Raw genomic sequence first — 15201 nt, 5'->3', positions numbered from 1 at the left:
CACCGCCGGGTTTTTATTTCTTAAGTCTATTTTTACAGTAGATTTAAGAAATAAAGTTTTTTGGCAGCCATAATGCAATAGAACCACCTGAATCCATATCGAACTCAGAAGTGAAATGTTGTAATGCCGATGGTAGTATGGGGTTTCCCCATGTGAGAGTAGGACACTGCCAATTATCAATATTCTACGGAGTGGTAGTTCAGCTGGTTAGAATACCTGCCTGTCACGCAGGGGGTCGCGGGTTCGAGTCCCGTCCATTCCGCCAATCTTTTCATACCAATAGGGGCGTAGTTCAATTGGTAGAGCACCGGTCTCCAAAACCGGGTGTTGGGAGTTCGAGCCTCTCCGCCCCTGCCATTTAAATCCTTTATTTTCAATAGTTTACAATACTATAGAAATTCTTCTTATAAAAATCCTCCTCTAACTGTGCTGTAAATATGATGCGATTTTCAAACTTAATCATATGATTTGCTTTTAAGTGGGAATATTTTTCACTATGTAAAAATCAGGCGAACTTAAAATAAGCAGATTGGTACCTTCTTTAATTATTAAAGTGTGGTGTAAATAACCAGCGATCCGAATATCACCTACTTTATCCTTTCTTTACGTGGTGGTTGGTTACCAATAGTAATATCCAATCAACAAAATGATTAGGCATTATTAGTTTAACCAAATGTTGTTAATTAAATCGGCCTCTTAAACATTGGATTGAACGTCCGAATTTACGGTGCGGATTTTTTATTAATAGAATTTATTTTTTACCCTTTTCTATTTCTTGTGTTTTTCTCATAATGTTGCAAAATAACCCCAAATTGAATCCTATCTTATAAAAATGATTGTATTAAGTAATGTTTCCTTAAAACGTGGGCAAACACAATTGCTTGAACATGCCACGGCAACCATCAATCCAAAGCAAAAAGTGGGGTTGGTGGGGAAAAACGGTTGTGGCAAATCCTCGTTGTTTGCATTGTTGAAAAAAGAACTTCAACCCGAAGGGGGGGAAGTGACTTATCCGTTAAATTGGGCGGTGTCGTGGGTGAATCAGGAAACGCCCGCATTGGAAATCTCTGCATTAGATTATGTGATTCAAGGGGATCGTGAATACTGCCGTTTGCAGGCGGAATTAGCGCAGGCGAATGAACATAATGACGGCAACGCCATTGCACGAATTCACGACAGACTTGATGCGATCAATGCGTGGAGCATTCAATCACGGGCGGAAACCTTATTGCATGGCTTGGGATTTACGCAGGCAGAAACCCAACATCCGGTAAAATCCTTCTCGGGGGGTTGGCGAATGCGGTTGAATTTGGCGCAGGCACTGCTTTGTCCTTCGGATTTATTATTGCTGGATGAACCCACTAACCATTTAGATTTGGATACGGTGATTTGGCTTGAGCGTTGGCTGGTGAGCTATCAAGGCACATTAGTGTTGATTTCTCACGATCGTGATTTTCTCGATCCTATCGTGAATAAAATTTTGCATATTAAGCATCAAAAGATTAACGAATATACAGGGGATTATTCTTCTTTTGAGGTGCAACGTGCCACCAAACTTGCCCAACAGGCGGCGATGTATCGTCAGCAACAGCAAAAAATTGCCCATTTGCAACGCTATATTGATCGCTTTAAAGCCAAAACCACCAAAGCAAAACAAGCACAAAGCCGTGTGAAAGCTTTAGCACGAATGGAACTTATCGCCCCGGCGTATGCGGACAATCCCTTCACTTTTACTTTCCTTCCGCCGCTTTCCTTGCCAAATCCCTTGGTGATGATTGAACAGGCCAGTGCCGGCTATGGTGAGGGGAAAAGTGCGGTTGAAATTTTAAGCAAAATTAAACTCAATCTCGTGCCAGGTTCCCGTATTGGCTTATTGGGTAAAAACGGGGCGGGAAAATCCACCTTAATTAAACTTCTCGCCCAAGAGCTATCCGCACTTTCTGGCACGGTGCAGCTTGCTAAAGGGGTACAGTTGGGGTATTTCGCCCAGCATCAGCTTGATACGTTGCGCGCAGAAGAATCCGCCCTGTGGCATATGCAAAAACTTGCACCGGAGCAAACAGAACAGCAGGTGCGAGATTATTTGGGGCGTTTTGCTTTTCACGGTGATAAGGTAAATCAGACGGTTTCTTCCTTCTCTGGGGGGGAAAAAGCCCGTTTGGTGTTGGCATTGATTGTGTGGCAACGCCCAAATTTGTTGTTATTGGATGAACCGACAAACCATTTGGATCTTGATATGCGTCAAGCCTTAACGGAAGCCTTAGTAGATTATGAGGGCTCGTTGGTGGTGGTTTCTCACGACCGCCATTTGCTACGCAATACGGTGGACGAATTTTACTTGGTGCACGATAAACAAGTTGATGAATTTAAAGGGGATTTAGAGGATTATCAAAAATGGCTCATAGAGCACAATAGCCAATCTTCGACAAAATTTGCCGAAGAAAAAATATTATCGGAAAATATCCATTCCGGTCAAAACCGTAAAGACCAAAAACGCCGAGAAGCGGAATTACGCCAACAAACCGCACCACTTCGTAAAAAGATCACGCAGTTAGAAGAAAAAATGAATATTTTAAGCGGACAACTGGAGGACATTGAACAGCGTTTAGCGGATTCGGCACTTTACAGTAAAGAAAATAAAGAAAAACTGACCGCACTTTTGGCACAACAAGTGGAAACCAAAAAAGCCTTGGAAACCGTAGAAGCCGATTGGATGGAAAGCCAAGAGAAACTGGAAGAAATGATATTAAATGCCTAGCTTGAAAAAAAGCAAGGTTACGCATACAATAGCCAACCAAGGGAGCGGTTTGCTCCGCTCTCTTGGTTGGGTTGCTATCTTACGATAGTGGTGTCCGAAGTTAGCAACAGGATAATGATTAAGATTAGGATTAATCTAAAGTATTTCACTCATCATCACCTCCTTAGATCGGTAAGATTTGGGAGGCGAGCTAACCCGAGGACCAGTCGGGTTAACTCATCGCCCGACCAACCGGAGTGAATCGTATCATAGAAACCGCCTTTTGGCGGTTTTTTTATAACAACCTAACTTATGTGAAAATGAAATGAATCAATCCCTTTTTCATCATACCAAACAAGAAGAATATTGCCCGAAGTGTGGGGCGATTTTGCAAATGAAACAAAGCAAAAAAGGGTTGTTTTTGGGGTGTAGCGCTTATCCGCAGTGCGATTATTTACGTCCTTTGCAGCGGGTTGAACATAAGGTATTAAAAACTCTTGAGGAAACCTGTCCGCAATGTGGAGATGCCTTAGCGTTGAAGCAGGGATCGTTTGGTATGTTTATTGGATGTTGTGCTTATCCCCAATGTGATTTTGTGGTGCATGAAGAACAAAACACCGAGGCGCAAATGCCTTGCCCTGAATGTGGAAAAGGGCATTTAGTGGCTCGCCGTGGACGGCAGGGCAAAACATTTTATGGTTGTGAGTGTTTTCCCCATTGTCAATTTTCTTTACCGGCGAAACCCTATGCAATCCCTTGTCCCGTGTGCGATTTTCCGCTTGCCTTGTTAAAACGTGAAAATGAGGAACATCAGCATATGCAATGTGCCAATAAAGCCTGTCGCCATCGTTTTGAGATAGCCAAATGATGTTACAACAAATTGCCGACTATTTATTACAAGATCAGGTAGTGGCCTATCCTACAGAAGCAGTATTTGGTCTGGGGTGTAATCCGTTCAGTGAAAGTGCGGTCAAAAAATTACTTGATTTAAAACAGCGTCCCATGGAAAAAGGGTTGATTTTAATTGCGCCAACGCTCGATTTTTTATTCCCTTTTGTCGATATTGATAAGTTAGATGAAAGCCGATTGGCGAGATTAAAAGCACATAATGAAAATCCTATTACTTGGGTAGTGCCGGCAAAATCGAATGTACCTGCTTTTCTTACCGGAAAATTTAACCGTATTGCCGTGCGTTTAACCGATCACCCGGCAGTGCTGGCGTTATGCGAGGCAACCGGTTTTGCTTTGACTTCGACGAGTGCGAATTTAACCGGTGCGCCGCCCTGCCGAACGGCAGCGGAAGTGCGGTCACAATTTGGTGAGAATTTTCCGGTATTAGATTGGGCAGTGGGAAAAGCCCAAAATCCCTCTGAAATTCGTGATTTGATCACCAACCAACTTTTTAGACAAGGATAATCTATGGATAATTATGCGGTGTGGGGTAACCCTATTGCACAAAGTTTATCGCCATTAATTCAGGGCAAGTTTGCCGAGCAAACCCAACAAAATATGCACTATGAGGCAAAATTAGGGAATTTAGACACCTTTGAGCAACAACTTGCTACATTTTTTTCACAGGGCGCAAAAGGCGCTAATGTGACCGCCCCTTTTAAAGCACGGGCCTATCAACTTGCTGATGAATACAGCGAGCGGGCTCAACTTGCACAAGCCTGTAATACGCTAAAAAAATTAGAAGACGGCAGGCTTTATGCTGATAATACAGACGGCATCGGGTTAGTTACGGATTTACAGCGTTTAAATTGGATAAAACCCCATCAGCGTATTTTAATTTTGGGGGCAGGGGGGGCTACGCAAGGGGTCTTATTGCCCCTATTACAAGCCGAGCAAAAGATTGTGTTAGCCAATCGCACCTTGGTAAAAGCGGAACACTTGGCTGAAACATTCCAACCTTATGGTGAGGTGCAACCGGTGGCGATGGATAATATTCCCGAGCAATCTTATGATTTGGTGATTAATGCGACGTCGGCGGGATTGTGTGGAAATACCGCCCCGGTTTCGGCAGCTATTCTCAAATTGGGGAAGGCTTTTTATGATATGCAATATGCTAAAGGTTCGGATACGCCTTTTATCTCTAACTGTAAAACTCTAGGATTGACGAATGTTAGCGATGGATTGGGGATGTTGGTGGCACAAGCGGCACATTCATTTCACTTATGGCGTGGTGTGATGCCGGATTTTGCCAAGGTTTACCACGAACTGAAAAAGGAAATTCAATGACAAGATGTCCGTGGGCAGGCGATTTGCCGCTTTATGTGGCTTACCATGATAACGAATGGGGCAAGCCGGAATTTGATAGCCAAAAATTATTTGAGAAAATCTGTTTAGAAGGGCAACAGGCAGGGCTTTCTTGGATTACCGTGTTGAAAAAGCGCGAGGCTTATCGTGCGGCATTTCATCAATTTGAACCGAAAAAAGTGGCAAAAATGACCGCACTTGATATTGATGCCTGTATGCAAAATGCAGGGTTGATTCGCCACCGTGCGAAATTAGAGGCCATTGTTAAAAATGCAAAGGCTTATTTAGCCATGGAAAAGTGCGGTGAGAATTTCAGTGATTTTATCTGGTCTTTTGTTAACCACCGGCCTATTGTGAATGATGTACCGGATATCGCTGTGATACCGGCTAGCACCGAACGCTCTAAAGCCCTATCAAAAGCCTTGAAAAAACGGGGCTTTGTCTTTGTCGGGGAAACCCCTGTTATGCTTTTATGCAAGCAATGGGATTGGTGAACGACCATATAAATGGTTGTTGTTGTAAATGATATTCCAGTATAATCGGCTCAATTTCATCAATGAAACATTGAATTATGAATAAAAAATATACTTTAATTTCTCTCTCTATTTTGACCGCACTTTATAGCCAAACGGGGTTGGCGGATTTGCGTACTCAGTGTTTACTGGGCGTACCCAAGTTTTCCGGTGAGGCGGTATCGGGCAATCCCAATGATTTGCCTGTTTATATTGAAGCGGACGATGCGGAAATTAATCAGCCAACAAATGCTATTTACAAAGGCAATGCCGATCTCAAACAAGGCAATCGCCATTTGATTGCCGACTCGGTGGAAGTTAAACAAATTGGAGAAGGCGCGGCATTACAACGTTTTGCCTATGTGCGGGGCGGGTTTGATTATAAAGACGATCAAATCAATTTGCTTGGGCAAGATGCGGATTTTAATTTAGATTCTAAAGCGGGCAATGTAACAGATGCCGATTATCAATTGGTCGGGCGCCAAGGGCGGGGAAAAGCGCAAAATATTGCGTTGGATGATGATATTCGGGTAATGAAAAATGCCACCTTTACCTCCTGTTTACCCAATGATAATGCATGGGCGGTTGATGCCTCAGAAATTCGCCAGTACATTAAAGAAGAGTATGCAGAAATGTGGCATGCCCGCTTTAAAGTGCTGGGGGTGCCAGTGTTTTATACCCCTTATTTACAGCTCCCGATTGGCGATCGCCGTCGTTCCGGTTTGTTAATTCCAAGTGCCGGAAGCTCAAGTCGTGATGGCTATTGGTATGCCCAACCGATTTATTGGAATATCGCCCCAAATTATGATGCGACCATTACACCGAAATATATGTCGCACCGTGGTTGGCAGTTAAACGGTGAATTTCGTTATTTAACGCCGCTGGGTGAAGGTAAAATTGCCGGTGAGTATTTAGGGCGTGATCGCTATGATGAATATTATGGCGATAATCGTAAACGTCATCTTTTTTATTGGGGGCACAGTTCCGCTTTTCTTGAAAATTGGCGTTTGAATATTGATTATACGCGTGTCAGTGATAAACGCTATTTCACGGATTTTACCTCTGATTACGGTAGCAGTACCGACGGTTATGCCAACCAATATGCCCGTATTGCCTACTATCAGCCAAATTACAACTTCGCCATTTCTGCACGCCAATTCCAAATTTTTGATGAGGTGGATATCGGGCCTTATCGTGCGTTGCCACAAATAGATTTTAACTATTATAAAAATGATTTAGCTAACGGTTGGTTAGATTTCAAATTATTCTCACAAGCAGTACGCTTTGATAATGACAGTAGTTTGATGCCGACGGCATGGCGTTTTCATATCGAGCCAAGTTTAGCCACAACAATGTCGAATAAATACGGCAGCTTAAATATTGAAACCAAACTTTATGGCACCCATTATCAGCAGAAAAAAGGAAAAGGTGTCGGTGCAGAGGAGGTGGATAAACGGGTCAATCGGGTTATTCCACAGGTTAAAGTGGATTTACAAACGGTTTTGGCACGGGATACCACGTTCTTAAAAGATTATACGCAAACTTTTGAGCCTCGAATTCAGTATTTATATCGCCCCTATCGTGATCAAAGCAATATCGGTTCAAGCCGTACCAATGATTACTTAGGTTATGGCTATGATTCCTCACTGGTTCAGCAAGATTACTATTCTTTATTCCGTGATCGCCGTTACAGCGGGCTAGACCGTATTGCTTCGGCAAATCAAGTGACCTTGGGCGGTACAACCCGTTTTTATGACAGACATTCAACGGAACGTTTTAATTTCTCTGCCGGACAAACTTACTACTTAACGGATTCCCGAATTGACAGCAATCCGGCAAACAGTACGCAGCGTTCTTCTTCCTCTTGGGCGTTGGAATCAAATTGGAAACTCAATGATCACTGGAACTGGCACGGTAGTTATCAATATGATACTCAGTTGAAAAAAACCTCATTAGCCAATACCAGTATTGAATACAATCCGGAAAGAAATAATTTAATTCAGTTAAATTATCGCTATGCAAGCCAAGCCTATATTGACCAAAACTTGGGGCGTTCTGCCAATGCTTATAACCAAGATATCTATATTGACCAAAACTTGGGGCGTTCTGCCAATGCTTATAACCAAGATATTAAACAATTAGGTTTGGTGGCGGCTTGGGAAGTCACGGATAATTGGGCGGTTGTGGGAAAATATTATCAAGATTTAGCCCTGAAAAAACCGGTGGAACAATATCTTGGCGTGCAATATAACAGCTGTTGTTGGGCGGTGGGCGTCGGCGCAAGACGTTATGTCACCAGCCGTCAAAACCAAGGGCAAGATGACGTGGTGTATGATCATAGTATCGGTGTGACTTTTGAATTACGCGGTTTAGGCACGACTGATCACCAAAGCGGCATTCAAGAAATGCTCAAAAAAGGTAAGTTGCCGTATATTAAGGCGTATAGTTTATAAGTGAACTATCGACAATAGGATAGCGAATGAAAAAACAAGTAATTTTGACCGCACTTTTGAGTGCGATGGTGTTGAGTGGGTGTGCGACAAAATCCGATGGTGAACGCAATGAGCCGATGGAAGGGTTTAACCGCACTATGTGGGATTTTAACTATAACGTCGTGGATCGCTATGTGTTGGAACCGGCGGCGAAAGGATGGCGTGATTATGTGCCGACACCGGTCACCAAAGGGCTGACAAATGTGGCGAATAACTTAGATGAGCCGGTAAGTTTTGTGAACCGAATGATCGAAGGTGAACCGAAAAAGGCCTTCGTGCATTTTAACCGTTTTTGGATTAATACCGTTTTTGGTTTAGGCGGTTTGATTGATTTTGCCAGTGCAAGCAAAGAATTGCAGGTTTACGAACAACGCGGCTTTGGTGAAACGCTAGGCAGCTACGGCGTTGATGCCGGGGCTTATATGGTTTTGCCTTTATATAATGCGACAACTCCTCGCCAACTCACCGGTGCAATTGTGGATGCCGCCTATATGTATCCGTTCTGGGAATGGGTGGCGGGTAACCCGCTTTCATTGGTTAAATATGGCGTACAAGTACTGGATACCCGTGCGAAGAATTTGGATAACGCCGAATTGTTAAACCAAGCGCAAGATCCTTATGTCACCTTCCGTGAGGCTTATTATCAGAATTTAGAATTTAAGGTGAATGACGGAAAAGTAAAAGAAGGTTCGCAAAAAGAGCTTTCTGATGATGTGTTGAAAGAAATTGATTAACCTACAAAGTGCGGTCATTTTTAACCGCACTTTTCTTAATTAAACCGGTATTATGCAGCAGTTACACAAAAACAGGAATTTCAACAAAATGTAGGGACACACTGCGTGTGTCCGCTTGATAATCCGTTGATATTGTTTGCTTTTTATAACGGACACACGCAGTGTGTCCCTGCAAATAACCCAAAATCAGGTTTGTGCATTTGCTACATAATGTCGAATTAAACTGAAATGAAACCGAAATAAAGGAGAAGAAAATGACAAAAGTGATTCATACGGAAAACGCCCCTGCCGCAATCGGCCCTTATGTTCAGGCGGTCGATTTAGGGAATTTGGTATTGACCTCAGGTCAAATTCCGGTCAATCCGGCAACTGGCGAGGTGCCGACAGATATTGTGGCACAAGCCCGTCAATCTTTAGAAAACGTCAAAGCGATTGTGGAACAAGCCGGTTTAACGGTGGCAGATATTGTCAAAACGACCGTATTTGTAAAAGATTTAAATGATTTTGCCGTGGTGAATGCGGAATATGAGCGTTTCTTTAAAGAGAATCATCACCCTAATTTCCCGGCACGTTCCTGTGTGGAAGTGGCGCGTCTACCAAAAGATGTAGGTTTGGAAATTGAAGCCATTGCCGTGAGAAAATAACAAAAAGTGCGGTTAAAATTCGCCGTATTTTTCAACAATAGACTTTACAAGGTGCGGTTTTAGCTCTATAATCCCGCACCTATTTACGCCAAGTGCGTGAGATTTCTGGTTGGTGCTTGACCTATTCAAGCCCCGTCCAAGACCGTAGGGGAGCAATCTTAATCATCCTACGTAGATGGTGTACAGAATAAGAATTTTTCTTGCTTCTGGGCACCGAAGTCGTCCTAATCTTAGATTGGGTAAATTAATTCCGAGAAATCGGAGTGTATTCAGGAGCTAAAAGCCAATGGCATTAAATCTTCAAGACAAACAAGCAATTGTTGCTGAAGTAAATGAAGCAGCCAAAGGTGCACTTTCAGCAGTGATCGCGGATTCTCGCGGTGTGACTGTTGATAAAATGACTGAATTACGTAAATCAGCTCGTGAAGCGGGTGTGACAATGCGTGTGGTTCGTAATACTTTATTACGCCGTGCGGTTGAAGGCACAGATTACGAATGCTTGAAAGATACGTTTGTAGGTCCGACACTTATCGCGTTCTCTAACGAACACCCGGGCGCAGCAGCTCGCTTGTTCAAAGAGTTTGCTAAAGCAAACGATAAGTTTGAAATTAAAGGTGCAGCCTTTGAAGGTAAGATCCAAGATGTTGAATTCTTAGCAACACTACCAACTTACGAAGAAGCAATTGCACGTTTAATGGGCACAATGAAAGAAGCTGCGGCAGGCAAACTTGCTCGCACTTTTGCAGCATTACGCGACAAATTACAAGAAGCAGCTTAATTATCAAGCGTTTCTTACTTCATTTAACTTTATTTATTTTAGGAATTGATTGTTATGTCATTAACTAACGAACAAATCATTGAAGCGATTGCTTCTAAAACTGTAACTGAAATCGTTGAATTAATTGCAGCGATGGAAGAGAAATTCGGTGTTTCAGCAGCGGCAGCTGTAGCGGCAGCACCGGCAGGTGGTGCAGCAGCGGCAGCAGAAGAAAAAACTGAATTTGATGTCGTTCTTGCTGAAGCGGGTGCAAACAAAGTAGCTGTAATCAAAGCAGTACGTGGTGCAACCGGTTTAGGCTTAAAAGAAGCAAAAGACTTAGTTGAGTCTGCACCTGCAGCGTTAAAAGAAGGCATCTCTAAAGAAGAAGCTGAAGCGCTTAAGAAAGAATTAGAAGAAGCCGGTGCAAAAGTAGAAATCAAATAATTGTTGATTTACTAATGCCCTGTTTCTCAGGCTTAATGGCTGGTGGTTTACCATCAGCCATTTTGTGCTATCAAAATAAGCACAAAAAACAGATAATCATTTTCCGTTTAATCTTATCTGTTTCCACTCAAGTTAATAATAGACGTTTTAATTTGAGTAACCCACTACAGAAGTAAGGTTCAGAGTGCGGTTCCTGAAACGGTGTCTATACCTTGATATAAGCTAAACTCGGTCAAAATTATTCGTAAATCACTAACGTGATTTACTCACTCCTTCGGAGCCGTTGGCAGAGCCAACGTTCAAAAAACGTTGTTTTTTGTGACCGCACTTTTCTTATGTCAACTCAGTCTCACTAAAATTGATAGAGGAAAACCAACCAATGGGTCTCTCCTATTCTGAGAAAAAACGAATTCGTAAAGACTTCGGCAAACGTCCGCAAGTTTTAAATGTCCCTTATTTATTAACTATTCAATTAGATTCGTTTGATAAATTTATTCAAAAAGATCCTGAAGGTCAGCAAGGCTTAGAAGCCGCTTTCCGTTCAGTTTTCCCCATTGTTAGTAACAATGGTTATACCGAATTACAATATGTTGATTACCGTTTAGAAGAACCGGAATTTGATGTGCGTGAATGCCAAATCCGTGGTTCAACTTATGCAGCGGGTTTACGTGTTAAATTACGTCTTGTCAGCTACGATAAAGAATCTTCTTCACGTGCTGTCAAAGATATTAAAGAAAATGAAGTGTATATGGGGGAAATCCCATTGATGACGGATAACGGTACCTTTGTTATTAACGGTACTGAGCGTGTTATCGTTTCACAATTACACCGTAGCCCGGGTGTATTCTTTGATTCTGATAAAGGGAAAACCCATTCATCAGGTAAAGTGCTTTATAACGCACGCATCATTCCTTACCGTGGTTCTTGGTTGGATTTTGAATTTGATCCGAAAGACAACCTTTATGCCCGTATTGACCGTCGCCGTAAATTACCGGCAACCATTATCCTTCGTGCATTAGGTTACACCACCGAAGAAATCTTAAATTTATTCTTCGATAAAGTGACCTTTGAAATCGCCGAAAATCAATTATTAATGCCCCTTGTGCCGGAACGTTTGCGTGGTGAAACCGCTTCTTTTGATATTGAAGTCAACGGCAAAGTTTATGTCGAACGTGGTCGCCGTATTACTGCACGTCACATTAAAGCTTTAGAAAAAGATAAAGTGACGCAGGTTGTGGTGCCGACCGAATATATCGTCGGAAAAGTTGCTGCAAAAGATTATGTGGATTTAGAATCCGGCGAAATTATTTGTCCGGCAAATGGCGAAGTTTCTTTAGAAATTTTGGCGAAATTAGCGCAAGCAGGCTACAACGTTGTTGAAACCCTCTTCACAAATGACTTAGATTACGGCCCTTATGTTTCTGAGACCCTGCGGGTTGATCCGACTTACGATAAAACCAGTGCACTTTACGAAATCTATCGTATGATGCGTCCTGGCGAGCCACCAACACCGGAGTCCTCAGAAGCCTTATTCCATAACTTATTTTTCTCCGCAGAACGTTATGATTTATCTGCAGTAGGTCGTATGAAATTCAACCGCTCTTTAGGTATTCCTGAGGGGGTGGGCAGTGGTATTTTAAGTCATGAAGATATCATTGCGGTGATGCGTAAACTCATTGATATCCGTAACGGTCGTGGTGAAGTGGATGATATTGATCATTTAGGTAACCGCCGTATCCGTTCCGTAGGTGAAATGGCGGAAAACCAATTCCGCATTGGTCTGGTGCGTGTAGAAAGAGCGGTCAAAGAACGCTTATCTTTAGGCGATTTAGATGCGATCACGCCACAAGATTTAATTAATCCAAAACCAATTTCTGCGGCAGTGAAAGAATTCTTTGGTTCTTCACAACTTTCGCAATTTATGGATCAAAACAACCCACTATCGGAAGTAACCCATAAACGTCGTATTTCTGCATTAGGTCCGGGTGGGTTAACTCGTGAACGTGCCGGCTTTGAAGTGCGTGACGTACATAACACCCACTATGGTCGTTTATGTCCAATCGAAACCCCTGAAGGGCCGAACATCGGTTTGATCAACTCCCTTTCCGCCTTTGCCCGTACGAACGATTACGGTTTCTTAGAAACCCCATATCGTAAGGTGATTGACGGTCAGGTCACGGAAGAAATTGAATATTTATCTGCCATTGATGAAGCAAACTATATCATCGCACAGGCGAACTCTAATTTAGACGAGAACAATCGTTTTACCGATGCCTTTGTTACCGCTCGTGGTGAACGTGGTGAATCCGGTTTGTATAAACCTGAAGATATTCATTATATGGACGTTTCTACTCAGCAAGTGGTGTCGGTGGCGGCGGCGTTGATCCCATTCCTTGAGCATGATGATGCGAACCGTGCCTTGATGGGGGCAAACATGCAACGTCAGGCTGTTCCAACATTGCGTGCTGATAAGCCGTTAGTGGGAACAGGCATGGAAAAACCAATCGCCCTCGACTCAGGTGTGGCAGTGGTAGCAAAACGTGGTGGTATCGTTCAATATGTAGATGCCTCACGCATCGTTATTAAAGTCAACGAAGATGAAACCGTTGCAGGCGAAGCGGGGATCGATATTTATAACCTCATTAAATACACCCGTTCTAACCAAAATACCTGTATCAACCAAATTCCTTGTGTGAATTTAGGTGATCCGATTAATCGTGGCGAGGTATTGGCTGATGGCCCTTCAACGGATTTAGGGGAGTTGGCGTTAGGTCAAAATATTCGTGTGGCGTTTATGCCATGGAATGGTTATAACTTCGAAGACTCCATGCTTGTCTCTGAGCGGGTGGTGCAACAAGATCGCTTTACCACTATTCACATTCAAGAGCTTTCTTGTGTGGCGCGTGATACTAAATTAGGGGCAGAAGAAATCACCGCAGATATTCCAAATGTGGGTGAATCGGCACTCAGCAAATTAGATGAATCCGGTATTGTTTATGTGGGTGCGGAAGTCAAAGGTGGCGATATCTTAGTCGGTAAAGTGACACCGAAAGGTGAAACCCAATTAACACCGGAAGAAAAATTGTTACGTGCAATTTTCGGTGAAAAAGCCTCTGATGTAAAAGATTCTTCATTACGCGTACCAAACAGCGTAAGCGGTACGGTTATTGACGTACAGGTCTTCACCCGTGATGGCGTGGAAAAAGACAAACGTGCGCTAGAAATTGAAGAAATGCAATTAAAAGAAGCGAAAAAAGACCTTTCTGATGAATTAGAAATCTTAGAGGCCGGTTTATTCGCACGCGTTCGCAATCTTCTTATCGCAGGCGGCTTAGATGCAGCGCAGTTAGATAAATTAGAGCGCACTAAATGGCTAGAGCAAACCATTGCTGATGAAGAGAAGCAAAACCAATTAGAGCAGCTTGCCGAGCAATACGAAGAGCTTCGTAAAGAGTTTGAACTCAAACTTGAAGTGAAACGTAAGAAAATCATCAAAGGCGATGATCTCGCACCGGGCGTGTTGAAAGTGGTGAAAGTATACCTTGCGGTGAAACGCCAAATCCAACCGGGTGATAAAATGGCGGGTCGTCACGGTAACAAAGGGGTTATCTCAAAAATTAACCCTGTTGAGGATATGCCATACGATGAAAACGGTCAACCGGTTGAAATTGTATTAAACCCATTGGGTGTACCGTCCCGTATGAATATCGGTCAGATCCTTGAAACCCACTTAGGTTTGGCGGCAAAAGGTATTGGTGATCAAATCAATACGATGCTTAAACAAAAACAAGAAGTGGAAAAATTACGCAGTTATATGCAAAAAGCCTATGATTTAGGTCAAGGTTCACAAAAAGTGGATTTAAGCAGTTTCACTGATGAAGAAGTGTTACGTTTAGCAGATAACTTGCGTAAAGGTTTACCGGTTGCCACCCCAGTGTTTGATGGTGCAGATGAAACGGAAATCAAAGAGTTGTTAAAACTCGGCGGCTTACCGACTTCCGGTCAGATCACCTTATATGATGGCCGTACCGGTGAAAAATTTGAGCGTCCTGTTACCGTTGGTTACATGTATATGCTCAAATTGAACCACTTGGTTGATGACAAAATGCATGCTCGTTCAACGGGTTCTTATAGTCTTGTTACACAACAACCATTGGGTGGTAAAGCACAATTCGGTGGTCAACGTTTCGGTGAGATGGAGGTATGGGCGCTTGAAGCATACGGTGCTGCTTACACCTTACAAGAAATGTTAACCGTGAAATCTGATGACGTGAATGGTCGTACGAAGATGTATAAAAACATCGTCAGCGGCAACCAACAAATGGATCCGGGTACACCGGAATCTTTCAACGTGATTATGAAAGAAATCCGTTCACTTGGTTTAAACATCGAGTTAGACGAAGAGTAATCAATGGTGCTTAATGCACATTGATGAATATATTGAAATGATGTTATCCCTTGGCTCCACCCGTTTACGGGGGGGCTGCCGAAGGCTGAGGGGGGAATTTTAGCCCCCTTCCGCCCTGCGGGCACCTTCCCCCGCAAAGCAGGGGAAGGCAAGATTTACAACAGCATAAAACTTGAAATCGCCGAAGTGCGGTCAAAATTCTCGTTAATTTTTA

The 15201-nt window shown here is 43.0% G+C and carries 11 protein-coding genes, 2 tRNA genes and 1 rRNA gene; all 14 read left to right on the top strand.

Annotated features, from left to right (window positions below; all coding sequences use genetic code 11):
* The first annotated feature begins 59 nt into the window (after positions 1 to 59).
* The 14 genes from rrf (at position 60) to rpoB (ending at position 14987) form a co-directional block, all read left to right on the top strand.
* Positions 60 to 175 (top strand): 5S ribosomal RNA (gene rrf, locus BKK52_RS07115).
* Positions 176 to 188: 13 nt separating this feature from the next.
* Positions 189 to 265: transfer RNA gene (locus BKK52_RS07110), tRNA-Asp, on the top strand.
* Positions 266 to 281: 16 nt separating this feature from the next.
* A tRNA-Trp gene (locus tag BKK52_RS07105) sits at positions 282 to 357 on the top strand.
* 475 nt (positions 358 to 832) lie between these two features.
* Positions 833 to 2758 (top strand): ABC transporter ATP-binding protein, encoded by a 1926-nt coding sequence (locus BKK52_RS07100; RefSeq protein WP_077419658.1) that lies wholly within the window; start codon positions 833 to 835, stop codon positions 2756 to 2758.
* 304 nt (positions 2759 to 3062) lie between these two features.
* On the top strand, positions 3063 to 3605 hold the full coding sequence (locus tag BKK52_RS07095; RefSeq protein WP_077419657.1) for a DNA topoisomerase family protein: 543 nt from the start codon (positions 3063 to 3065) through the stop codon (positions 3603 to 3605).
* Complete coding sequence (gene tsaC / locus BKK52_RS07090; RefSeq protein WP_077419656.1) at positions 3602 to 4153, top strand: L-threonylcarbamoyladenylate synthase type 1 TsaC; 552 nt, start codon at positions 3602 to 3604, stop codon at positions 4151 to 4153. The genes BKK52_RS07095 and tsaC overlap by 4 nt, the downstream gene beginning before the upstream one ends.
* A 3-nt stretch (positions 4154 to 4156) precedes the next feature.
* Complete coding sequence (gene aroE, locus BKK52_RS07085) at positions 4157 to 4975, top strand: shikimate dehydrogenase (protein WP_077419655.1); 819 nt, start codon at positions 4157 to 4159, stop codon at positions 4973 to 4975.
* Positions 4972 to 5487, top strand: coding sequence for a DNA-3-methyladenine glycosylase I (locus BKK52_RS07080; RefSeq protein WP_425272081.1), 516 nt, complete (start codon positions 4972 to 4974; stop codon positions 5485 to 5487). The genes aroE and BKK52_RS07080 overlap by 4 nt, the downstream gene beginning before the upstream one ends.
* Positions 5488 to 5564: 77 nt before the next feature.
* Positions 5565 to 7958, top strand: a complete 2394-nt coding sequence (gene lptD / locus BKK52_RS07075) for an LPS assembly protein LptD (RefSeq protein ID WP_077478378.1) — start codon at positions 5565 to 5567, stop codon at positions 7956 to 7958.
* A gap of 26 nt (positions 7959 to 7984) precedes the next feature.
* Positions 7985 to 8731, top strand: a complete 747-nt coding sequence (locus BKK52_RS07070; protein ID WP_077478376.1) for an MlaA family lipoprotein — start codon at positions 7985 to 7987, stop codon at positions 8729 to 8731.
* A gap of 254 nt (positions 8732 to 8985) precedes the next feature.
* A complete protein-coding gene (locus BKK52_RS07065; RefSeq protein ID WP_077474275.1) occupies positions 8986 to 9375 on the top strand; it encodes a RidA family protein in 390 nt (129 codons plus the stop codon).
* A 286-nt stretch (positions 9376 to 9661) separates the two neighbouring features.
* Positions 9662 to 10153 carry a 50S ribosomal protein L10 gene (rplJ, locus tag BKK52_RS07060; RefSeq protein ID WP_077414192.1) on the top strand — a complete coding sequence of 164 codons (492 nt, stop codon included), beginning with the start codon at positions 9662 to 9664 and terminating at the stop codon, positions 10151 to 10153.
* Between the two features lie 54 nt (positions 10154 to 10207).
* A complete protein-coding gene (gene rplL / locus BKK52_RS07055) occupies positions 10208 to 10579 on the top strand; it encodes a 50S ribosomal protein L7/L12 (RefSeq protein WP_077414190.1) in 372 nt (123 codons plus the stop codon).
* A gap of 379 nt (positions 10580 to 10958) precedes the next feature.
* Complete coding sequence (rpoB, locus tag BKK52_RS07050) at positions 10959 to 14987, top strand: DNA-directed RNA polymerase subunit beta (RefSeq protein ID WP_077478374.1); 4029 nt, start codon at positions 10959 to 10961, stop codon at positions 14985 to 14987.
* Positions 14988 to 15201: the final 214 nt, after the last annotated feature.

Origin of the sequence: Rodentibacter trehalosifermentans, from assembly GCF_002000545.1 — a bacterium.
Lineage (GTDB): Bacteria > Pseudomonadota > Gammaproteobacteria > Enterobacterales > Pasteurellaceae > Rodentibacter > Rodentibacter trehalosifermentans.
Note: the sequence above shows the minus strand (reverse complement) of the source record. Positions and strands in the feature narration are given on the sequence as shown.

Bases quoted from the DNA above. Each gene is read 5' to 3' on its own strand.
- rpoB (WP_077478374.1), top strand. From the start codon at position 10,959: ATGGGTCTCTCCTATTCTGAGAAAAAACGAATTCGTAAAGACTTCGGC.
- BKK52_RS07070 (WP_077478376.1), top strand. From the start codon at position 7,985: ATGAAAAAACAAGTAATTTTGACCGCACTTTTGAGTGCGATGGTGTTG.
- tsaC (WP_077419656.1), top strand. From the start codon at position 3,602: ATGATGTTACAACAAATTGCCGACTATTTATTACAAGATCAGGTAGTG.
- BKK52_RS07065 (WP_077474275.1), top strand. From the start codon at position 8,986: ATGACAAAAGTGATTCATACGGAAAACGCCCCTGCCGCAATCGGCCCT.
- BKK52_RS07095 (WP_077419657.1), top strand. From the start codon at position 3,063: ATGAATCAATCCCTTTTTCATCATACCAAACAAGAAGAATATTGCCCG.
- lptD (WP_077478378.1), top strand. From the start codon at position 5,565: ATGAATAAAAAATATACTTTAATTTCTCTCTCTATTTTGACCGCACTT.
- aroE (WP_077419655.1), top strand. From the start codon at position 4,157: ATGGATAATTATGCGGTGTGGGGTAACCCTATTGCACAAAGTTTATCG.
- BKK52_RS07080 (WP_425272081.1), top strand. From the start codon at position 4,972: ATGACAAGATGTCCGTGGGCAGGCGATTTGCCGCTTTATGTGGCTTAC.
- BKK52_RS07100 (WP_077419658.1), top strand. From the start codon at position 833: ATGATTGTATTAAGTAATGTTTCCTTAAAACGTGGGCAAACACAATTG.
- rplL (WP_077414190.1), top strand. From the start codon at position 10,208: ATGTCATTAACTAACGAACAAATCATTGAAGCGATTGCTTCTAAAACT.
- rplJ (WP_077414192.1), top strand. From the start codon at position 9,662: ATGGCATTAAATCTTCAAGACAAACAAGCAATTGTTGCTGAAGTAAAT.